This is a genomic window from Caballeronia sp. GAFFF2, assembly GCF_023631485.1.
Lineage (GTDB): Bacteria > Pseudomonadota > Gammaproteobacteria > Burkholderiales > Burkholderiaceae > Caballeronia.
Genome location: NZ_JALQDA010000009.1, coordinates 150,141 through 171,635, shown reverse-complemented (window position 1 = coordinate 171,635; position 21,495 = coordinate 150,141). Strand labels below are relative to the sequence as shown.

General features: G+C 62.5%; 21 protein-coding genes and 1 tRNA gene. 7 read left to right on the top strand and 15 right to left on the bottom strand.

The window, feature by feature from the left end:
- The first annotated feature begins 16 nt into the window (after positions 1-16).
- Together NCT04_RS06175 and NCT04_RS06170 are read left to right on the top strand one after the other, a co-directional pair.
- Positions 17-199 carry a hypothetical protein gene (locus NCT04_RS06175; protein WP_250464389.1) on the top strand — a complete coding sequence of 61 codons (183 nt, stop codon included), beginning with the start codon at positions 17-19 and terminating at the stop codon, positions 197-199.
- Positions 200-207: 8 nt separating this feature from the next.
- Positions 208-459: a type II toxin-antitoxin system death-on-curing family toxin gene (locus tag NCT04_RS06170; protein ID WP_250464388.1), complete on the top strand. Its 252-nt coding sequence runs from the start codon at positions 208-210 to the stop codon at positions 457-459.
- Between the two features lie 208 nt (positions 460-667).
- Here NCT04_RS06170 and NCT04_RS06165 read toward each other — a convergent pair whose 3' ends face one another.
- The 7 genes from NCT04_RS06165 to NCT04_RS06135 all read right to left on the bottom strand — a co-directional run bounded on the left by NCT04_RS06165 (position 668) and on the right by NCT04_RS06135 (position 9,112).
- Positions 668-1,480, bottom strand: a complete 813-nt coding sequence (locus NCT04_RS06165; protein ID WP_350030004.1) for an ABC transporter substrate-binding protein — start codon at positions 1,478-1,480, stop codon at positions 668-670.
- A gap of 458 nt (positions 1,481-1,938) precedes the next feature.
- Entirely contained in the window at positions 1,939-2,958 is a 1,020-nt protein-coding gene (gene astE, locus NCT04_RS06160) for a succinylglutamate desuccinylase (protein ID WP_250464387.1), read from the bottom strand.
- The gene (gene astB / locus NCT04_RS06155) at positions 2,942-4,282 is read right to left on the bottom strand and encodes an N-succinylarginine dihydrolase (RefSeq protein ID WP_250464386.1); all 1,341 of its coding nucleotides are present in this window, start codon (positions 4,280-4,282) and stop codon (positions 2,942-2,944) included. Before astB ends, astE begins: the two co-directional genes overlap by 17 nt.
- 20 nt (positions 4,283-4,302) lie before the next feature.
- Entirely contained in the window at positions 4,303-5,775 is a 1,473-nt protein-coding gene (gene astD / locus NCT04_RS06150) for a succinylglutamate-semialdehyde dehydrogenase (protein WP_250464385.1), read from the bottom strand.
- An 11-nt stretch (positions 5,776-5,786) separates the two neighbouring features.
- Positions 5,787-6,821 carry an arginine N-succinyltransferase gene (gene astA, locus NCT04_RS06145; protein ID WP_250464384.1) on the bottom strand — a complete coding sequence of 345 codons (1,035 nt, stop codon included), beginning with the start codon at positions 6,819-6,821 and terminating at the stop codon, positions 5,787-5,789.
- Positions 6,818-7,870, bottom strand: coding sequence for an arginine/ornithine succinyltransferase subunit alpha (aruF, locus tag NCT04_RS06140; protein WP_250464691.1), 1,053 nt, complete (start codon positions 7,868-7,870; stop codon positions 6,818-6,820). The genes astA and aruF overlap by 4 nt, the downstream gene beginning before the upstream one ends.
- A gap of 12 nt (positions 7,871-7,882) precedes the next feature.
- Positions 7,883-9,112 carry an aspartate aminotransferase family protein gene (locus tag NCT04_RS06135; RefSeq protein WP_250464690.1) on the bottom strand — a complete coding sequence of 410 codons (1,230 nt, stop codon included), beginning with the start codon at positions 9,110-9,112 and terminating at the stop codon, positions 7,883-7,885.
- A 596-nt stretch (positions 9,113-9,708) separates the two neighbouring features.
- Between NCT04_RS06135 and NCT04_RS06130 the strand changes: the two genes are divergently transcribed.
- Positions 9,709-11,349: a cytotoxic necrotizing factor Rho-activating domain-containing protein gene (locus NCT04_RS06130; RefSeq protein ID WP_250464383.1), complete on the top strand. Its 1,641-nt coding sequence runs from the start codon at positions 9,709-9,711 to the stop codon at positions 11,347-11,349.
- Between the two features lie 99 nt (positions 11,350-11,448).
- Here NCT04_RS06130 and NCT04_RS06125 read toward each other — a convergent pair whose 3' ends face one another.
- The 6 genes from NCT04_RS06125 to NCT04_RS06100 form a co-directional block, all read right to left on the bottom strand.
- On the bottom strand, positions 11,449-12,432 hold the full coding sequence (locus tag NCT04_RS06125) for a GlxA family transcriptional regulator (RefSeq protein ID WP_250464688.1): 984 nt from the start codon (positions 12,430-12,432) through the stop codon (positions 11,449-11,451).
- 79 nt (positions 12,433-12,511) lie between these two features.
- Positions 12,512-13,339: an ABC transporter ATP-binding protein gene (locus NCT04_RS06120; protein WP_370652102.1), complete on the bottom strand. Its 828-nt coding sequence runs from the start codon at positions 13,337-13,339 to the stop codon at positions 12,512-12,514.
- 21 nt (positions 13,340-13,360) lie between these two features.
- Positions 13,361-14,074 (bottom strand): ABC transporter permease, encoded by a 714-nt coding sequence (locus NCT04_RS06115; RefSeq protein ID WP_250464382.1) that lies wholly within the window; start codon positions 14,072-14,074, stop codon positions 13,361-13,363.
- Between the two features lie 15 nt (positions 14,075-14,089).
- A complete protein-coding gene (locus NCT04_RS06110) occupies positions 14,090-14,779 on the bottom strand; it encodes an ABC transporter permease (RefSeq protein ID WP_244827663.1) in 690 nt (229 codons plus the stop codon).
- A gap of 244 nt (positions 14,780-15,023) precedes the next feature.
- Positions 15,024-15,422: a hypothetical protein gene (locus NCT04_RS06105; RefSeq protein WP_244827662.1), complete on the bottom strand. Its 399-nt coding sequence runs from the start codon at positions 15,420-15,422 to the stop codon at positions 15,024-15,026.
- A 60-nt stretch (positions 15,423-15,482) separates the two neighbouring features.
- Entirely contained in the window at positions 15,483-17,066 is a 1,584-nt protein-coding gene (locus tag NCT04_RS06100; protein WP_244827661.1) for an EAL domain-containing protein, read from the bottom strand.
- A gap of 285 nt (positions 17,067-17,351) precedes the next feature.
- On the opposite strand from NCT04_RS06100, the gene NCT04_RS06095 reads away from it, so the two are divergent.
- The 4 genes from NCT04_RS06095 (at position 17,352) to rpsU (ending at position 19,207) form a co-directional block, all read left to right on the top strand.
- Positions 17,352-17,900: a GNAT family N-acetyltransferase gene (locus NCT04_RS06095; RefSeq protein ID WP_250464381.1), complete on the top strand. Its 549-nt coding sequence runs from the start codon at positions 17,352-17,354 to the stop codon at positions 17,898-17,900.
- A 7-nt stretch (positions 17,901-17,907) separates the two neighbouring features.
- A complete protein-coding gene (locus NCT04_RS06090) occupies positions 17,908-18,501 on the top strand; it encodes an IMPACT family protein (RefSeq protein ID WP_250464380.1) in 594 nt (197 codons plus the stop codon).
- An 11-nt stretch (positions 18,502-18,512) separates the two neighbouring features.
- Positions 18,513-18,821, top strand: a complete 309-nt coding sequence (locus NCT04_RS06085; RefSeq protein ID WP_250464686.1) for a 2Fe-2S iron-sulfur cluster-binding protein — start codon at positions 18,513-18,515, stop codon at positions 18,819-18,821.
- Between the two features lie 173 nt (positions 18,822-18,994).
- A complete protein-coding gene (gene rpsU, locus NCT04_RS06080) occupies positions 18,995-19,207 on the top strand; it encodes a 30S ribosomal protein S21 (protein WP_006999077.1) in 213 nt (70 codons plus the stop codon).
- A 382-nt stretch (positions 19,208-19,589) separates the two neighbouring features.
- Here rpsU and NCT04_RS06075 read toward each other — a convergent pair.
- Both NCT04_RS06075 and NCT04_RS06070 read right to left on the bottom strand, forming a co-directional pair.
- Positions 19,590-19,666: transfer RNA gene (locus NCT04_RS06075), tRNA-Met, on the bottom strand.
- A 55-nt stretch (positions 19,667-19,721) separates the two neighbouring features.
- Positions 19,722-21,251 carry a peptide MFS transporter gene (locus tag NCT04_RS06070; RefSeq protein WP_250464379.1) on the bottom strand — a complete coding sequence of 510 codons (1,530 nt, stop codon included), beginning with the start codon at positions 21,249-21,251 and terminating at the stop codon, positions 19,722-19,724.
- Between the last annotated feature and the right edge of the window lie 244 nt (positions 21,252-21,495).

Genomic DNA, 21,495 nt, shown 5'->3' with positions numbered 1-21,495 from the left:
AGTAAAGGAGTCTCGAATGGGATCCAAGAAGATCGGTCGCTTCGCGGTCGAAGACATTCCGCCGCGTGAAAGAATCACGCCCAAGCCTGAACGAGCCATCGACATGTCGACGCCGGAAGCGCGCGAAAGAGCCTCGGCTGCGATCCGCAAGGTGATCCGTACGCATAACGTCGCGATCAAGGCACTCGCAAAGCGCTGAGTCTCGCCATGCTATTAAACGCTGAATTCGTCATCGTCGCGCACGACGACATACTGGCCTGGGAAGGCGGGCTTCCGGGTTTCGCGCAAGCGGGTCCGGGCGGCGTGGACGCCGTGCTTGCCCGAGTAGAGAATCACGCCCATTACGCAGGGCTGGACGATATTTTCGGTATTGCAGCGATGTACGCGGTGGCCATTGCCCGAGGGCACGTATTCAACGACGGTAACAAGCGAACAGCGCTTGTCTGTGCCTTGGCGTAGCTGGGGGAACAGGGATACGACCTGTCCGCGACGCCAGACATTGAAGAGGATCTGGTCGAAACAATGGTGGATGTGGCCGAAGGCAACATCAGTCGAGAAGAATTGGCCGATTACCTCGGCGTCATCTGCGCGATTCGCTAGCTATTCCGCCGCAAAAAAGCCCGTTCCGCTTTCGCCAGAAACGGGCTTTCTCAAGCAAGACCAAGCCTTACTTCAAAACCACTTTCACATCGAAATACTTGGCCGCGAACCGGTCGATGCTCCCATCGTCCTTCAACTCCTTCAGCGCGCGATTGAGCGCATCCTTCAGCGCCTTATCGTTCTTGCGCACGCCGAAGCCGACGCCTGATCCGAGCAGCTTGTCATCCGACACAGCCGGTCCCGCGAACGCGAAACCCGCGCCTTGCGGCTGCTTCAAAAAGCCCTTCGATGCCGCCTCGGCATCTTGGAACGCGGCATCCAGACGGCCCGTCGCGAGATCCGCGTAGATCTGATCCTGCGCCTGATACGACTCGACATCTATCCCCGCCGGCGCCCACTTCGCCTTCGCGTATGTCTCTTGAATCGAGCCTTGCAGCACGCCCACGCGCTTGCCCTTCAGACCAACGACGCTCGGCAGGATCGTGCTGCCCTTCTTCGCGACGAGCTGGTTGGGAATCGTATAAATGGGATCGGTGAAGTCGATCGCGACGCGCCGCTTGTCCGTGATCGTCATGTCGGAGTTGATGGCGTCGAACTTGCGCGCCTGCAAGGCCGGAATCAAGCCGTCGAACGAATTTTCGACCCACACGCATTTCGTCTTCAGCTTCGCGCACACCGCGTTGCCGATGTCGATATCGAAGCCCGTCAGTTCACCCGACGGCGTCTTGGATTCGAACGGCGCGTAAGACGCCTCCACGCCGAAGCGCAGTTCCTTCATGCTGTCGGCGGCATGCGCGTCGAGCGTTGCCATGCCTGCCGCCGCGGAAACGCTCACGAGCGCGAACGCGGCAAACCTGCGATTGAGCCATTGCAGTTTAATCAAGTCCATCTCCTTCCAGTTCGATTCGTTCGTCTCTATTAGATGCCGCATGCCGCCAGCGTCCGAAGCATCGCGGCACGGAAAGCCATGCTCAAACGTCTCGGCGATGATCGCTGCGCCGCATCAAACACAGGGCCGCGATTGTAGCGCGGTCGCGGCGACGGACTGTGGAGATAACGTGGACGGGAAAGTTGCAAGTGGCGGTCGCGTTCATGCAAGTGCAAATGGACGGCCGGGTGCGCGGGCAGGTGCGTGCTGCAAGCTCAAGCTAGAGCCCAAACGCAAACGCACGGGCAAGCCCACGCACAAGTGCAAACACGCGACAGATCGCGAAGGCGTGCCACCCACCTCGATAGACATCTCGGCGATGTGCCGCCCAATAATCGCGACCGATGTGTGGCCACAAGCACGACTCGACGCTCGAACAAACGTGCAAGCGCCACCGCAAACGCCAGCGCTCAATCGAGCGCCGCCAGCGTAGCCTCGGTCGTATCGACGACCATCAGCCCCGCGCGCAATCCCGCCTTGACCCGAGCATTGGGAAACACGATCCGCTCTTCATCGTGCGATACGCGATACCGGTAATCCCCGTCATGCGCGAGCTCGGTGCCCGCCGGAAACGCCGTGAAATTCGGCACGTCGCCAGCTACGTTCAGCACGAACGCATCGCTTTGCTTGTCGATCTGCGCGACCACGGAAAACACGCGCAACGGCGCATCCGCGTCCGGCCGCTCACCGCCTATCAGACGACGCAACGCCGCATCCGATGCCGCAAAACGCGTGAGATCGTTCGCGCCGAACGGACGCACCTTGCCGAGCTCCAGCGTGCAGGCAAGCGCGTTGCAAGCCTGCGCCGTGAAGTATGAGGACGTATTGTTCTTCTCGCGATGCAAAAGCACCGCCTGCAAGCGCGCATCGCGCAGCCAGTCGAACATCGCGCGTGCGAGCGGTGCGCCGGTGTGCGGCAGCAAGGCGAACTGCTCGAATACCGAGGCGCGTATCGCCGTGTGCATGTCGATATGCCATCGCGCATGCGTGACGCCCTCGAAGAACGCCAACGCACTCGCTTCGAGCGACGCCGCGCGCGGCGCTTCCCGGCTTTGCGTGAACTTCGCATGGCGGCCGCTAAAAAGCCGGTTCAGATCGTCGTCGATATACCGCTCACCCGCGCGCATCGCCTCGATGTTGCCGAGAATCACCAGCATGCGCGCGGCAAGTGGCGCCGCGCCGCTCGCGATATCGGCAACGAGCCGCGACAGCATTTCGATGGGCGCCGTTTCATCGCCGTGAATGCCCGCCGATGCAATCACGCTTTGCGATGCCTCGTTCGCCGCGGGTTCGAGCAGCAGCACGCCATCGTCCTGCCAGGTCCAGCGCACGCCCGAAGGCGCGACGCCGAAGGTTTGCGACGGCTGCGCGCCCGACAGCGTGAAGCGCAAGAAATCGTTAAGCAGCAAGGCATCAGCGCTGGAAGTCATAGATCGATCCGAGCGAGAGAATGGCTGTCAATTCATCGAGCGCGGTGCGCGACTGATCGAGCAATTGCGGATCGGCGAGATCGGCGGGCGCGAGGCGATCGCGATAATGTGTGTCGATCCACGCATCGAGGCGGGTGAAGAGCGCGTCGTTCATCCAGACATCGCGATTGACGGCCGCGTGCTCCACGTCGTTCAGCACGACGCGCAAGCGCAAACACGCCGGGCCGCCGCCGTTTTTCATGCTCTCGCGCAGATCGAAGACGAGCACTTCGTCGATCGGCGTGGATCGCTCGCCCAGCGAATCCAGATACGCGGCCACGCGCTCGTTCTCGCGGCATTCCTGCGGCACGACGAGCACCTGCTTGCCCTGAACGTTCGACAGCAACTGACTGTTGAAAAGATACGACGAGACCGCATCCGCGACGCTCACTTCGCTCTCCGGCACTTCGAGCGCCGTGAAGACCGCGCCACGCGCCGCGAGCTTCGCGCTCAGTTCGTCATACACGTTGTGTTGATCGACGAACGCGCGCTGATGGCAAAACAGCGTCGTGCGATTGCCGACCGCGATGACATCGTTGTGGAACACGCCGGCATCGATCACATCGGGCGATTGCTGCGCGAAAACGGTCGCCGACTCATCGAGTTCATGCAGACGCGCGACGGCCCGGCTCGCCTCCAGCGTCTGCCGCGCGGGATAGCGTTGCGGCTGCGGTCCCTGCGCATATTCGCTGCGTCCGTAGACAAAGAACTCGACGCCCTTCTCCCCATACTCGCGCGCAAAACGCGTGTGATTCGCCGCGCCTTCGTCGCCGAGCGCGGGCGTGCCGGGCAGCGCGTGATGAATGCGAAAGCGCGCTTCGTCGATGAAGATCGCGGCGAGCGAACGGCGCGTTTCGCCATGCTCGATCGCGCGATGCAGCTTCGCGGCGAGATTCGCGGGCGTGAAGTGGACGCGGCCATCGGCGGTGTCGGCGGAAGGACTGACGGTCGCGGCGTTGGCGGTCCACATCGCCGATGCGGAACTGGCCGCCGCCAGCAGTTCGGGCGCTTCGCGAGCGGCGCGCGCGATGACCGTGGCATCGTCGCCGGAAAAGCCGACATCGCGCAGAAGACGCACGGAAGGCCGTTCGAGCGGCGGCAAGACGCCTTGCTTAAAGCCGAGATCCGCCAGCCGCTTCATCTTGCGCAAGCCCTGCTTCGCGGCGGCCTTCGGGTTCGCCACCGACTTCTCGTTGCTGCGCGACGCGACGTTGCCGAACGACAGCCCCGCGTAGTTGTGCGTCGGGCCGACCAGCCCGTCGAAGTTTGCTTCGAATGAAGACATCCTTGATCCTTCGCGGTTCTTTAGAACGTGAGTCCCGGCGACACGCTCGCGGGCATCTGCAATTGCGCGCTTTCCACCGATGCCATCGGGTACGAACAGTAATCCGCCGCATAGTACGCGCTCGGCCGCTGATTGCCCGAGCGCCCGATGCCGCCGAACGGCGCCGCCGACGAAGCGCCGTTGGTCGGCCGGTTCCAGTTGACGATGCCCGCGCGGATGGTGCGCTGAAAGTGCGTCCACACGGCTTCGTCGTCGGCGAGCAAGCCTGCCGAGAGACCGTAGGCCGTATCGTTCGCGCGTTCGATGGCCTCGTCGAAAGTCCGGTAGCGCGTGACCTGCACGAGCGGCCCGAAATGCTCTTCGTCGGGAACGTCGGCCGCGTGGGTCACATCCAGGATAGCCGGCGTGACGAAGCCCAGATGCGCCGCGCGCTGCTTCATCTCGAGCACGGGCGCCGCGCCCGCTTCGATCAGATGCGCCTGCGCCTTGACGAGCCGCGCCGCCGCGCGCGCCGAGATCACCGCGCCCATGAACGGCTGCGGATCTTCGTCGTAAGCGCCAACGCGAATGTTCGCACTCACTTCGGCGAAGCGCTGCATGAAGCGCTCGCCGAAGGCATCGTCGGGAACGAAGAGACGGCGCGCGCACGTGCAGCGCTGCCCCGCCGACAAGAACGCCGATTGAATGGTGTGATGCACGGCGGCGTCCGCGTCGTCCGTATGCGCGACGACGAGCGGATTGTTGCCGCCCATTTCCAGCGCGAGCACGATCTCCGGCCGCCCACCGAACTGGCGATGCAACAGCGTGCCCGTATCCGAACTGCCGGTGAAGAAAAGCCCGTCGATTTGCCGATGATTCGCCAGCGCCACGCCCGTGTCCTTCTCGCCCTGCACCAGATTCAACACGCCGGCGGGCAAGCCTGCTTCGCTCCACAAAGCGACCGTCGCTGCAGCCACGCCCGGCGCGAGTTCCGAAGGCTTGAACACGACCGCGTTGCCCGCAATGAGCGCCGGCACGATATGACCATTGGGCAGATGCCCCGGAAAGTTGTACGGCCCGAACACGGCGACGACGCCATGCGGCCGATGCCGCAACACGGCGATGCCATCGGCCATGGGTGCGCGCTTCTCGCCGGTGCGCTCGTGATAGGCCTGCACGGAGATATCGACCTTGGCGGCCATCGCAGCCACCTCGGTGCGCGCTTCCCACAACGGCTTACCGGTCTCGCGGCCGATGGCGTCGGCGAGCGCTTCCTTGTTCTCGTTCAACGACGCGGCGAAGCGGCGCGCAATGGCGACGCGTTCATCGAAACTCACCGCCGACCAGGACGCAAACGCGCGCCGCGCCGATGAAACCGCGCGCTCGACATCGTCGGCCGAAGCACTGTTGCCTTGCCAGACGACCGAGTCCGTCGCCGGGTTGCGCGAGGCGAACGCCGCACCCTTGCCTTCCAGCCACTCGCCGCCTATATACAACTGATTCTGGATAGTCATGTCGTTTCTCTTTACTTGGCGCGCGGATAAGACGTGAGCACGCGCACGGCATCGCCTGCGGTTACGCGCAGGGCATCGGCTTCTTCCTGAGTCAGCAGGAACTTGCCGTCATCGACCGCGCCGACGGTCGCGCCGCAGCGGAACCCTTCCAGCAGCGTGTTCGATACGAGACTGCGCGCATCGCTTTCGATGGCGGCATCGCGCACGCCGATCCTCACTTCGGCCAGCACGCTTTCACGCACCGTGCGCAAATCCGCGACGTGACATTCGAGCACGGGACCGGCATCGAAGATATCGACGTGATTCTCGTAGCGCAGCCCTTCGGCTTCGAGCATCTTGCGCGCGGGCGCGGTATCGCGATGCGTGATGCCGACCGCATCGCGCGCGGCATCGGGCAACAAGTCGAGGTACACGGGATAACGTGGCATCAGTTCCGCCACGAACGACTTCTTGCCATGCGAGCTGAGATAGTCCGCCTCGTTGAAATCGATCTGGTAAAAATGCGAGCCGACCGCGTTCCAGAATGGCGACTCGCCGTTGTCATCGAAGTGACCGCGCAACTCGGCGCACAGACGCTGCGGAAACCGCGAAGTGAATTGCGCGATGAACATGAAGCGCGAGCGCGACAGCAAACCGCCGACACCCGCCGTGCGATAACGCGGGCTCAAAAACAGCGAGCACACTTCCGCGTAACCGGTGAGGTCGTGCGAGATGTTGAGCAGCGACATACGCGTCCATACGCCCAGATCCTTGCTCGCATGCACGACCGTTGCCACGCGATAGTTGTAGAACGGCTGCTCCAGTCCGACTTCCGTTTCGATGCCGCAAACGCCCGCGATATCGCCCGTCGCGGTGTCTTCCATCACGAAGAGATAGCCTGCCTCGAAAGCCTCGGCGGCATCCGCAAGCGTGCGGCGCGCGCGTTCGACGCGCGCGGCGAGCGCCTCGCGATCCGGCTTGAAGGTGGTCAGGCCCGGCCCCGTTTCGAGGGCCAGCGCGACGAGTGCGTCGACATCTCGCGGCCGCACAGAGCGCACGACGATCATTGCAATTCTCCCGAAGCCTGATGCAAGGGCACGGCACGCACCGTCTCTTTCTCCTGCACGCCGAGCGCCGCGCGCGCGTCGGCGCTCAAGGCCGCGCCGTCGGACCGCGTGCCCGCCAATGGTGCGACGATCGCGCGAAATTCGTGCGCGCCGCCCGCGGCCACGAGATACGGCGCGGCGCGTGAACCGGCAAGCGCGCCATCGCGCACCGTGCGCAATTCGCCCGAACTCGCCGATGCGCTCTTGTCCACGGCTATCGTCAACACCGGGCCGGCGTCGAAGATGTCGACGAAACGGTCGGGCTCGAAGCCCTCTTCCAGATGGATGTCGTATGCAAGGAGCGTGCTTTCGTTCGGCTCGCCGAGGACGCGCTGCGCTTCGCCTGGCAAGAGCGGTACATAGATGGGATAACTCGGCATGACTTCGGCAATGAACGTGCGGCTGCGTCCACCCGATTCGAGTTCCACCTGCTCGAAGTCGCGGCTGAAGAACTTGCGTCCCACTGCTTCCCAGAACGGCGACGCGCCGGTGTCGTCGCTGACGCCGAGCATCAGCGAGAAGACTTCGCTCGAAAAGCGCTTGCGGTTCGCGGCGATATACAACATGCGCGAGCGCGACAGCAAATGCGCCGCCGCTTCGCCTTCGGGCGTGCGCAGCGACGGATCGATATAAAAGCCCGTGAGACGGCTCTTGCCCGTGAGTTCGTGCGACATCGTGAGCGCGTGAATCTTGCGATTCACCTTGAGTTCGCGGGATGCGTGGATCAGCGCGTCGTTACGAAACGCGTAGAACGGCTCCGAGTACCCTGCCGACGCGACGATGCTCGATGTCCCGAGCAGCTTGCCCGTCGCCGAATCCTGCATCACGAAGAGATAGAACTCCTCGCCGGGCAAATCCACCTCGGCGCGAAACGAATCTTCCGAGAGCGCAACGCGCGTTTCGAGCGCGCGGCGGTCGCGCGGCAGCGAATGCAGCACGGGTTGCGCCGCACGCGCCATCCGTTCGAGCTCGTCGAGATCGGAGAGTCTTGCGGGACGAACGAATAGCATCATCGGGTCCTATTAGCGAGTGACGGCGGACGCGCCCACGAGCTGGCCGATTGCCTGCTCGATACGCGCGAAGCCTTCGTCGAGATCGGCCATCGGCATGATGAGCGACGGCGCGAAACGCAGCACGTTGGGGCCGGCGATCAGCATGATCACGCCATTCGCCGCTGCCGCATTGAGCACGTCCTTCGCGCGGTCCTTGTAAGCGTCGTTGAGTTCCGCGCCGATCAGAAGACCGCGACCGCGAATCTCCCTGAACATGTTAAAGCGCTCGCCAATCCGCTGCAGATGCGCCTTGATCGCGCGGCTGCGCGCTTCCACGCCTGCGAGCACCTTTGGATCGCTGATCAGTTCGACGACCTTTTCCGCAATCGACGCGCCAAGCGGATTGCCGCCATACGTCGTGCCGTGCACGCCGACCGAGAAATGGCTTGCGATCGCTTCGGTGGTCAGCATCACGCCGATGGGAAAACCGTTGCCCAGCGCCTTCGCGCTCGTGAGAATGTCGGGCGTCACGCCATACTGCATGTATGCGTAGAACGTGCCCGTGCGGCCGACGCCCGTCTGCACTTCATCGAAAATCAGGAGTGCGCCGTGCTTGTCGCAGGCTCGGCGCAGACCCTCGAGGAACGCGGGATCGGCGGGCAGCACGCCGCCTTCGCCTTGCACCGGCTCGACGATCACCGCGCACGTGTCCGGACCGATGGCTTCGACGGCCTTCGCGAGATCGTTATACGGCAGATGCCGAATGCCTTGCGGCTGCGGCCCGAAGCCTTCCGCGTATTTCGGCTGGCCGCCCACGCTCACCGTGAAGAAAGTGCGGCCATGAAACGATTGCGTGAACGAGACGATGCCGATCTTCTCCGGACCGAATGTGTCGATGGCATAACGGCGCGCGAGCTTGAGCGCGGCTTCGTTGGCTTCGGCGCCCGAGTTGGCGAAGAACGCGCGATCCGCGAAAGTGAGTTCCGTGAGGCGTTTCGCGAGGCGCAACACCGGCGCGTTGGTGTAGCCGTTGCCGATATGCCAGAGCTTCTCGCCCTGCTCGTGCAAGACCTTGAGCAGTTCGGGATGCGCATGACCGAGCGCCGTGACCGCTATGCCGCCCGCGAAGTCGATGTAGTCTTTTCCTTCGGTATCCCACACGCGCGAGCCGCGGCCTTTTTCCGGCACGAAACTCGCCGGCGAAAACACCGGCACCATGACTTCGTCGAACGTATCGCGGCTTACCTTGATCTCGCTCATGCTGTGCTCGTCGTCTGCCATTGCAATGTCTCCGATATTAGGCAATCGCGCGCCATCCGTCTTGCGCGTTCGCGACATGCTTCGAGGGCTTTTCGCGGAACGGCGCGTGCAAGACCGAAGCGCAATGCCTTGGAGCACGCTTCCCTATCGCAGGATTGCGCGATTTATCCGGCGCATTGATCGCGTATTACCCCCGCCGTACCTCATCTCGTACGCTCGATCTGTAACAAAAGGATTGACCACAACTCGTTGAGGAGGTCCGTATGCAGGTAAATTCGCAAACTGGGTATATGTACGGCGTATCGAATGATGAGCTGACGCGAGATACGAGCGGCTTGCCGCCGGAATCGCTAATACCGGCCGGTACGAGAGCGCTGGCGGCCCCGCCGCCCCCCGTGGGAAGCGAAAATACTCCGCCTGGGAGCGCAGGCACGACGGGAGGCCCGCAAACGCCGCCAGCAACGCCACCCACCTTTCACGGGCAGAACGTATTCACGCGTTATACGCCAAACGGATATTCCGTCTCCGCGAAGGGAGGAAGCTGGCTCACGCTTCGCCCCGACTTGGTCGCGCAGACTATCACCAATCGATTCGGCATGCTGGGAAATAACGTTCTCGCGATAGAAGGCAAATTGCAGGCTCATCAGGAGCTAACGGCGGACGAAATCGTCGCTCTAAGGCGGTTCGCTGTCGCGACGGAATATCTCGCGCGTATCGATCCCGCGCTCAAGAGCATGCTGGACACACCGTCCACCCATACTCAAGACGAAGTGCAGATCAGCTATGTAGGCGGGCCGATTATCCGGACGGACTATACGCAAGCCGAAGTTCTCGAAATGACGTCCGAGGCTCTCAAAAATCCCCTCACGTCCTTCGTAAAAAGCTCGCAGGATCTCGGTAAGAAGCTGGCAAGAGGAGAAGCGCTTACTCCCGAAGAGGCATCGACCATAGAACGGTATACCGGCGTGGCGGACCAGTTCATGGCATTGACGCCTGCTGGCTGGGCCATGAAAGTTGCCGGTATGTTAACTGGCGGCTTGAATCAAGTCTTAGAAGGAAAGCCACTTACGAGAGCATTGGCGCACGAGTTGCTCAACGAGCTGAACGTGCGGCCGAACTTGGGAGCCGTGCAAAGCGCACGAAACGAGACGCCGCCTGCAACACCTTCGACGCCGTTCGTCAAGCCGCCTGTACAGCTCCGGGACGGGCGCATCGGGTACCTGTTGGGGCCGACCAAACCACCGCGCATGCGCCCGGAACAACCCAGTACCTCCGGCGTTTCGGCAGCCGGGGGCGGCAGCACAACACGGCCGCCTGCCCGCCAGCTCGGCCAGCGCGATGTCGAGAAATTGGCCGGAAAAGGCCCGCTCAAATTACGTGCACCCACCGATCAGGCGGCCGAACAGCAACGAATGAATTCTTTACGCGTCCGGTTCGAATACTATCGGCACGACAGAGACGTCTCCGACATGGCCGCGCCGATGGACGCCACCGAAGCGCGATACGATCAACGTCGCGACGTGCTGAACGTAGGCGAGACGAAGGATGCGACCTCGTACGACAGCAAAATGAAGATGTTCACCGGCACTTATTGGGACAAGAAAGGCGTTTCGCTCAAGAACACCGATCAGATCATCAGTATCGACAATGGCCGGGAGGGAGTCGGTGCCATCGCGGTGCCGTACTCGAAGATTCCGCGCGGGGGAACCGTCCTCGTGACTGCAGGCACCCTGTCCGGATGTTCCGTGGTGATGGCATCGGACGGACGGAACTTTTATGCATACCACGCCGGCACCAATCGCGCGGGTCCAGGATGGACGACCTCTGCGGACGGCGCCGCTGAAATCGTCCGGGCGCACAACGCAATGCGCCCAGATAGCCCGGTCGTTGCTTCTGCCTCGCCCGGCGGTCAAGACCTGATGAACGTCGGCAATAAGTATCCATTCTCGGTAATCGTTTATAACGGCAAATCCGGAAGCCTAACGAATCCGAGTACTGGCAACTCCGTCGAACGAATGTCGATGTTCGACTACTTCGAACCCGACAACTCGAAGAGCGTGGTAGGCACTGGAGAAGCGGTCATCTCCAAGGACATGAACGGCACCGTCTCGGTCCGCGTCCTGGCGGAAAAAGGAACGTTGAGCGATCCCAAGTCGGGGCCGGATGGAATGACGACCAAGTACACGATGCAAATGAGAAAAACGAGCGTCTATACCTTGCCGGCGGCGACTTTGTAAAAAAAGCGGCGGTGCAAAACTTCGTGATTCGCTCGATGCGTCCATTGACCGGCGGACAGGCTCCGTTTCGGTCGATGGCGTGCGCCGCGAGGCACCTCGTCAATTATGCTGGCCGCTGTCATCGGGCGGTTCGATGAGCGCGCCGCCGCGCGGTTCGTCGACCACGCCGCCGCGCTGCTTCTCGATCCAGTTGCGGCGCTCCTCGCGCGGCGTCACGCCGAAACGGTCGCGATAAGCATTCGAAAAATGCGCCGCTGAAGAAAAGCCGCATGCGAGACTGATTTGCACGACCGACTTGCTCGTGCGCTGCAATTGCGTGCGCGCCTTGGTGAGCCGCAGATTGAGGTAGTACTTCGATGGCATCGCGCCGAGGTATTGGCGGAACAGCCGTTCGAGCTGCCGCCGCGAAATGCCGATGAGGTTTGCGATTTCATCGGTGGCGAGCGGGTCTTCGATATTCGCTTCCATGAGCTGCAAGGCGTCGTTCAGACGCGGATGACGCTCGCCCGGCGCGGTCACGAACGGAATGCGCTGCCGCTCCGTGCCCGCGCGCAACACGCCGACGCCAAGCGAATCGGCGATGCGTTCGGCAAGATCCTGGCCGTGATCGCGCGCGATCATCGCCAGCATGAAGTCGATGCTCGCTTGCCCGCCCGCGCAGGTCGCGCGATTCCGGTCAATCTCGAAGATCTGCTGCGAGACGATGGCGCGCTCGAACTGCTCGGTGAATTGCTGATACGTTTCCCAGTTCACCGCGACGCGATACTGCGCGAGTTGTCCCGCCATGGCGAGCCACCAGACACCGTGATGGATGCCGGAAACGAGCGGCGTGCGGGGCGCCACGCGCGCGAGGCTTGCCAGAAAGAGGCGGTAGTCGGCGAACTGCTGGTAGCGCTCCGAGATCACGATGAGCCAGTCGCACTGCACCGCGTCGTTGAAGGCGCAATCGGCGGGCATGTGCGCGCCGCCCGAGAGCGGCACCGGCCGGCCGTCCCACGAACAGATCCGCCATTCGTAAAGCCTGTGCCCGTCGATCTCGTTGGCGAGCAGAAGACTGTCGATGATCGGCGCGATGCCGCTCATGGATACCGGCGGCAGCGCCACGATCACGACCTGCAACGGCCCGGACGAGCCCGCGGAACCCGGCGGCGACAGCCCCACCTTACTTGAGACTGCCGGACAGGAATTGACGCAGGCGGTCGCTTTTCGGCGCGCTCAGCACATCGGCGGGTGCGCCCTCTTCCTCGGTGCGTCCCTGATGCAGAAACATCACGTGATTCGACACGTTGCGCGCGAAGCCCATCTCGTGCGTGACGACGATCATCGTGCGGCCTTCCTCCGCGAGCTTCTGCATGACCTTCAGCACTTCGCCGACGAGTTCGGGATCGAGCGCGGACGTAGGTTCGTCGAAGAGCATGACATCGGGATGCATGGCAAGCGCGCGCGCAATCGCCACGCGCTGCTGCATGCCGCCCGACAAATGCGACGGATACTGCTTCTCCACGCGCGGCGGCAAACCCACTTTCTCCAGATACGTACGCGCGCGGTCCTCGGCTTCCTTCTTCGACAATCCGAGGACGTGGATGGGTGCTTCCATCACGTTTTCGATGGCGGTCATGTGCGACCACAAATTGAAGTGCTGAAACACCATCGCGAGTTTGGTGCGGACGCGCTGCAACTGCTTGTGATCGGCGACATCGAGATTGCCGGCCTTGTCCGCCTTCGTGCGCACGGGTTCGCCGTCGACGACGATCTGCCCCGCGTTGGGCTTCTCCAGAAAGTTGATGCAGCGCAGGAACGTGCTCTTGCCCGAACCGCTCGCGCCGATGATGCTGATGACATCGCCCGCGCGCGCCGAGAGCGACACGCCCTTCAGCACTTCGTTGTCGCCGTAGCGCTTGTGAATGTCACTGGCGACGAGCTTGGTCGCGACGTCTTTGGCGGTAGGCTCCAACGCTTTCTCCTCGGATGATGGCTTGTCGTGATGCATGGCTTCGGATTTTACCGCTCGTCAACGGCTCGCCGGTCTCAAATAGCCGAGCCAGCGCCGCTCCGCGCGCCGGAACGCGGCCACGAGCGCGAACGAAATCGCGAGATACAACAGCGCCGCAATGCCGAACGATTCGAACGACTGATACGTGGCGGAGTTGGCGTCTCGCGCGACCTTCAGGACGTCGGGCACGGTGGCGGTGAACGCGACCGTCGTGGCATGCAGCATCAGGATCACCTCGTTGCTGTACAAAGGCAAGGCGCGGCGCAGCGCGGATGGCAAGATTACGCGGCGATACATCGTGAAGCCGCTCATGCCGTAGGCGCGCGCCGCTTCCACTTCGCCGTGCGGAATCGCGCGAATCGCGCCCGCGAAGATCTCGGTCGTGTAGGCGCAGGTATTGAGCGCGAAGGCGAGGATCGCGCAATTGAAGCCGCTTTTGAAGAACGCTTCGAGAAGCGACTGCGAGCGCACGAATTCGAGGCTGTACATGCCCGTGTAGAGCAGCAGCAACTGCACGTAGAGCGGCGTGCCGCGAAACACGTAGGTGTAGAGACGCACGGGCGTCGAGAGCCAGCGGCGCTTCGACACGCGCGCGCAGGCGAGCGGCACGGCGGCGCAAAAGCCCGTCGCGATCGATGCCGCCAGCAGCCACAACGTGACGACGAGACCCGACGCGCGCATGCCGTCGGAGTACAGGAACGGGCGCCAGTATTCGGCAAGGATCTGGATCATGGCGAGCGTGAGTGGTCAAAGTTCGGCGTGCCGCACGCCAATGGAATAGCGGCGTTCCAGCGCCATCAGCACCAGATTCGAAGCGCTCGTGATCGCGAGATAGATCAGCGCCGCGACGAGGATGAAGAAGAACATGTCGAAGGTGCTCTTGCCCGCATCCTGCGCCGCCTTGACGACATCCGCGAGCCCGATGATCGACACGAGCGCGGTCGCCTTCACCAGCACCTGCCAGTTGTTGCCGATGCCCGGTAACGCAAAGCGCATCATCTGCGGAAAAAGAATGCGGCCGAACACGCGCATGCCGCTCATGCCGTAGGCGCTACCCGCTTCGAGCTGGCCGCGCGGCACGGCGAGGAACGCGCCGCGAAAGGTCTCGGTGAAGTACGCGCCGTAGATGAACCCGAGCGTCAGCACGCCGGCCGTGAAGGGGTCCATGTCGAACTGGTCCCAGCCGAAGGCATCGGTGACGCGATTGATCGCGATCTGAATGCTGTAGAACAAGAGCAGCATGAGGACGAGATCGGGAACGGAGCGGATGAGTGTCGTGTAGGCGGTGGCGATAGCGCGCAGCGCCCCATGCCGCGACAACTTGGCCGTCGCGCCCGCAAGTCCGAGCAGCACCGCCACGAGAAGCGACAGCACCGCGAGCGCGAGCGTTTCCCTGGCGCCCGCCCATAGGAGCGGACCGAAACCGTGTAAAGACAAGGAGCGCCTCCAATTTGTTCTTCGATTGGCGGCGATCCTCGCAAGCTAAAAATAATCGCTCAAAGCGCAAGCTGGCTTGTATTGCGATGCAGCATCCGTGTGTGAAGGCAGTCGAGACGCCGCTGCGTACGCGAGCGCGGATCGGAACCCACGCACGCATGAGGTTGAAAAATCGCGCTTTCAGGTCGCATTTTCGATAGACGCGTCGGCGTCCAGACGATGACCTATCGTGGCCGCGTCGCGTTCAATCCGCTGGCAGCGCGCGCACGAGTTGCGCGACCTGGCCGTTGGCCACCGCGATATCGGCGCTTTCCTGCAGCAGCGGCAGGAAACGTTCGGCGAAGGCGGCGTCGCGAGTTTCGGCGCGGAACATCGCGGCCACCGCTTTCGCGTGCTCGATGCGCGCCTCGGGCGTGGCTTCACGGTCGTCGAGGACGTCGTCGATGGCGGCGATCACGGCCGACAAGGGCGAGAGCCATTTATAAGCCGAACCGTTGATCACGATCTGCAGGAACTCGCCGGGCGACACCGCGCCGAACTCGGCCTCGTGGCGCGCGCGCATGTGCGCGAGCACGCTGCGATGAAGCGTGAGCAGCGGATGACGGACATCGCGAAGAAAAGCGCTTGCTGTCTGGTCGTTCATGGTCGTGGCTCCTTGAGGTCAGCCCACCAGATGAGGACGATACCGGCGATTCCAACCCGCTCAGTGTCCGCGCGTCCTGCTTGCGTAGCGGATGAACTCGGCAGCCGAGAGCGGCGGCGAGAAGAGCCAGCCCTGACCGAACTTCGCGCCCCGCGCTTGCAGATACGCCGCCTGTTCCTCGCGCTCGATGCCCTCGGCGATCACCTGCACGTCGAGCGTCTCGGCCATGTCGACGATATGCGAGGCCACGCTGCTCGATGCCGCGTCCTGACCGATGGTATCGACGAACGATTTGTCGATCTTCAGGCCATCCACGCGAAAATTCTGCAAGTGCGACAGGCTCGAATAACCGGTGCCGAAGTCGTCGAGATAGACCGCGTGCCCCGCATCGCGGAACGCGCTGATGACTTCCTTCGCGGCGGCGGCATCGAGGAAACTGCGCTCGGTCGCTTCGATGCGAATCTGCTGCGGCCGCACGCCGACCCGCGCCACCGCCGGGCGCAGCACGTCGAGAAAACGGTGCGTCGTGAGATCCGGCACGGACAGATTCACGGACACGTAGTAATCGCGATAGCGCTTGAGAAACTCGCCGAGTTCGAAGAGCACGGTGTCGAGCACCTGATCGGTGATGGCCTGGATCAGCCCGCCATGCTCCGCGAGCGGAATGAAGTGATCCGGCCGCACGATCCGGTCATGATGCTTCCAGCGCACGAGTGCTTCCGCGCCGACGCAACGCCGCGTGGTGAGATCGACGATAGGCTGATACGCGACGATGAACTGATGCCGCCGCACCGCGTCGCTCAACTGACCGCGCGGCGAGAGCCTTCTCACGATGAACCATGCGGCCCAGGCCGCGCACGCGAGACCCGCGCCCATGCCGCCAAGCAGCCATCCCCACGGCAAGGTGGAGACACGCTGCCTGAAGGTCTGATGCGGCGCGCTCACGACCACCGCGAGCGGCAGCGACACGGACCGGCGCACGACCCACGACGCGCAGTCAGGCCCGGGCGATGGTGTGCGATAAACGGCGAGGATGGCGGCGGTATCGGTGGCGGGCGTGCGCGCGATCACGCGGCTCGCTTCGGTGTTGATGACCGCGAGACTCGCGGGCGCGCTCGCGTTGTCGCGACCATCGAGATAAAGCGAAGGATCGGCGGCGACGTAGAAACCGTCGCGGCCCATGACGAGCGACTCCTTGCCGCCCGGCAAACGCGAGAGCGCATACCAGGCGCTCACGCCGTCGCGCGAACGCCAGTCCGGAGCCGGTAGCGTGAGCCCTTCGAGCGTGCCCGCCGACACCGCGCCCAGAAGCGACGAGCATTGCCAGCGGCCGTCGTGATCGTAGGCGCCCGCATCGCGCACTTGGGTATGTGTCAGCGCGATGCGCCTGAGTTCGTGGAGATAGATCGTCGAGCATGGCGTGGCGCTCACCTTGCCGATTTCGCCGAGCGCGCCCGACAGGCGGCGCGTCACGTCTTCCGCCCGAAACAGCGCGGCGGCGGCGGCGGTGTTCAGCAATTCGACTCGCTCCTGCCGGCGGCTGCGCTCCGCCAATAAAAAGCCGATGCCCGCCGGTGCGAGCGCCGCAGTCACCACGATGACGATCAGAAGCGCCGCCAGCGCCCCACGTTGGAATTTGTTCATTGCATGTTATGGTCCGCGGCGCGTTGGGTGATACTGGTCTTACGCCGCACGCGCTTTGAGCGCGTTTTTCGTTCGGATGCTCGACTCGGCGGGGCGCGCGCAGGGCGGCGCCGTCCGCCGTCCCGGACAGACGACTAAGTGTAGGGGGCAGCGCCCGCCCGGTTCAACGCTTTCTTTAACCTATAAGTCGCCGGCTTGGTGGGTTGGCGCACGGCCCGCAGGCCCTTTTTTTGCCTCGGCCGGTCGTGCGAGAATCCGCCTATCACTTTTGCTCCAGAAACGACGATGAACGCACAGAGCGCCACCGCGCCGATTATTCGCGACGCCGCATCCGGCGATTTCGACGCCATCGCGCGCATCTATGCGCATTACGTCGACCATGCGCTCGCCACCTTCGAGGAAGTCCCGCCATCGCCCGATGAGATGCGTTCGCGTCAGGCGGCCATCGTGGCTGCGGGCTTGCCTTATCTCGTCGCCGAGATCGATGGCGAAGTGGCCGGATATGCCTATGCGTCGGCTTATCGGGCGCGCTCGGCGTATCGGCATACGATCGAAGACTCCATCTATATCGCCGAGGGCTTTCATGGCCGCGGTCTCGGCTACACGCTTCTCAGCGCGCTGATCGACAGATGCGAGGCCGGGCCCTGGCGTCAGATGGTCGCGGTCATCGGCAACAGCGGCAACGCGGCGTCGATTGCGTTGCATACGCGTCTCGGCTTCGGACATGTGGGCGTGCTGCGCGATGTCGGCTTCAAGCATGGCCGATGGGTCGATTCCGTGCTGATGCAACGTGCGCTCGATGCGTCGGCGCCGGTCATCGACGGGAAGAGTTGAGCACGCCTTGCCGACCTACACACTCGCCTCCGCCGTCAGCGCTGAAATCGATATCCGCAAAAGCCGCTTCATCGCGCTCGCGATTCCCGTCGCCGACCGCGACGCGGCCATGCGCGAACTCGAACGGCTGCGCGCGGAGCACCCATCGGCGACGCATGTCTGCTGGGCGCTCTTGGCGGGCGGCCAGTCGGGCATGTCCGACGACGGCGAGCCATCTGGTACGGCAGGCCGCCCGATTCTCGAAGTGCTGCGCCATCACGAAGTCGATGGCGTGCTCGCCGCCGTCGTGCGCTACTACGGCGGCATCAAGCTCGGCACGGGCGGGCTCGTGCGCGCCTACACCGATGCCATCGCCAGCGCCATGCAACTGGCCGAGCGTGTGGAGCGCATCGAGCAAGGAGTCGTCGAGATCGACATCGATTACGCCGATGAAGCGCGCGTGCGACGCTGGATCGAACAGAACGCCGCCGAACTCGTGGAAAGCGCCTACGGCATGCGCGTGCGGCTCGTCGTCAAGATGGCGGCCGTCGCACGCGAACCCGCTGCCGCCGAATTGCGCGACCTCACCCATGGCCGCGCGAATGTCGAGGTGCGCACTTGAGCGCGTTCGTAATGCGCGTCGAGCCGGCCGGGTTCGTCGTCCCGGTCGATGAAAACGTCTCGCTGCTCGAAGCCGCGCAAAAGGCACGCGTGGCGCTGCCGAGTTCCTGCCGTAACGGCACGTGCCGCGCGTGCATGTGCCGCCTGATCGAAGGCGACGTGCGGTATCGAATAGAGTGGCCAGGGCTGACTGCGGAAGAAAAAGCCGAACGCTGGGTTCTGCCGTGCGTGGCGCTTGCGACGTCGGATGTGGTGATCGAGCAGCCCGAAGCGCGTGAGATGGTGCCTTCGCCGCGCCCTTCACGCTCGCGCGGATTCTGACTCCGCGAACCCGGGTATTCCGGGATTGTCGTCTCGATTCAACGACCTACGATGAATATCCCGAGTCGCCACCAAGCATGTCCGAGTGGAAAGAGGATGCAGGCCGGCTCTCAAAAAGTGTACAATTGCGCTTTGCCCTAAATTCTGGCAGGGCCAGATCAACCGAGAATTCAATGACAAAAGTACTGCTGAAAGAGAATGAGCCTTTCGACGTCGCCATGCGCCGTTTTCGCCGTACCGTCGAGCGCACGGGCCTGATTCAAGAACTCAAGTCGCGCATGGCGTATGAAAAGCCGACCACCGAGCGCAAGCGCAAGAAAGCTGCTGCTGTCGCTCGCCTGCGCAAGCAGATCCGTCGCGCGCAATTGCCGAAGAAATTCTATTGATCGACGTGGGGCTTGAGCCCTCGCCTGCATCAAAGCTGTTTGGAGTCGTTTGAGTTGTCTGGTACAGCGGCCCGATAGCCGGTCATAGCCTGAGTCTGATTAGTCGCGGTTTCGCTCTTGAGTGGCCGTCTGGTCATCGGTGCGAAAGCTCGCGGGTGGTACGCGCACTCGACGTGCGTCCTTCGGACAACGGCTGGCAAGAATGCACAAAGCCTGCATGAGTGAATTCTCATGCAGGCTTTTCGTGCTTGTCGGGGATGAATTTTTCGACGCGGAATTGTGTTTTGGTTTTGCCTTGCAATCAGGATAACGGCGCACAAAAGCCAAACAAACGCACAAAAGCAAAGAGCCCGGCTTTAACCGGGCTCTTTGCTTTGAAACTTGGTTGCGGGGGTAGGATTTGAACCTACGACCTTCGGGTTATGAGCCCGACGAGCTGCCAGACTGCTCCACCCCGCGTCTGAAGAATTGAATTATAGGCGCAATTTGCTCGCTACGTCAAACGGAGTTTTCATCAAGTCGATGAAACACGCAGAAGTGTTTCGCTTGCGTGCGTTTCTTCGCCAGAATGCAACGCTCGATGGTGCTCCCGCGAAAGCTTATTGAGCAACGGCAGCAAGATGAATGCGATGGCCGCGCCGGCCGTCGCAAGCCATCCCAGTCCGAAGAATAGATGCGTATAAAGCGGCAACGACTGCACCGCATCGAGACTGCCGTTCGGCATGCGCGCCAGATTGGCGACCAAGCTGCCAAGATACTGCGACACGCCCGTCGCCACGAAATACGCGCCCATCATGAAGCCGCTCATGCGTGCCGGCACGTAACGCGCGATCATCGCGAGACCAAGGCCCGACACCAGCAACTCGCCGAGCGAGTAGAGTCCGTACCCCGCCACCATGAACCACGACGACACGCGCCCTTCCACCGCGTAGCGCCCGCTCAATCCGAAGACGAAAAAGCCAATCGCCACGACGACAAAGCCAAGGGCGTACTTCGCCGCAACGGAAATGTCGCGGCCGCTACGCCCGAGGCGTGTATAGGCCAGCGCGAGCATAGGACTCAGCAGCATGATCCAGATCGGATTGAGCGCCTGAAACTGCGCCGCGCTCCAACTGAAGAGATGCCGGCCTGCAATGGAGAACGAAGGATCGACATTGCGCAGGGCGAACAGCGTGAGCGACGTCGACATCTGCTGATAGAACACGAAGAACAGGATGACCTGAAACACGAGGATCAGCGCGGCGACGAGTCCCGCGCGCTCGCTACGATCGCACACGCTCAGCATGTAGCCGAAGATCGCGAGAATCGCGACGCCCGCGCCATACACGCACGTCACGGCCACGGCCTTGTGCTGCAGGATGAACACCGTTGCCAGCGCCAACATGACGCCGCCGCCGATGACCGCGAACAAACGCCTCCAGTTCAAAGGCGCTTCGTCGGGCGCCGAGCCGATATGCGCGAGCGTGCGTCGCATCAGCGCAAAATTCAGAAGTCCGAGCAGCATGCCGCCGCAGCACACCGCAAAGGCCGCGTGCCAGCCCCAGTGATCTTTGATCCACGGCGTGGCGAGCATCGAAAAGGTCGAGCCGATATTCACCGCCATGTAGTAAATGGTGAACGCACTGTCGATACGTGCGATATCGCCTTCGTAAATACGTCGCACGAGATTCGCCGCATTCGACTTGAAAAGCCCATTACCGACGACGATCACGCCAAGCGACGCATACATGAACCCGAGCGCGTCGTATGGCAGTGCCAGCATGAAATAACCGAGTGCAAGCACGATTGCGCCAAGCGTCATCGTGCGCCGCGCGCCGAGCACTTTATCGCCAATCCAGCCGCCTATGGACGGCGCGGAGAAAACCAGCGCGGTAAATGCGCCCCATGTGAGATTGGCGTGCTCGTCGGCGAAACCGATCTTGTCAATCATGAACAGTACGAGCAACGCAGCCATGCCGTAATAACCAAAACGCTCCCACATCTCGATCAAAAAAACCGTGGTGAACGAGCGCGTCTCAGACGTGCCGGGCGGGCGAGTAATCATCGATAAATCCTTGAACAACGATGGGCGAATCAGCGGCGCGAGAAACGTCGCTTCAAAGGGTGATCAGGAAAAAGTCAAATAACTGTAAGGCGAGTTCGAGCGGGAAAATGGGTGATTATCGCAAATCCGCGATGTGGATCTTGGGGAAATTGAGAAACAGGCTATTGCGCGAGTCGCCGCAGCGGATGTCGACAAAAATCCGACGCGCCGGTATTGCATGGCAGACCAACGGCGGATCGCACGG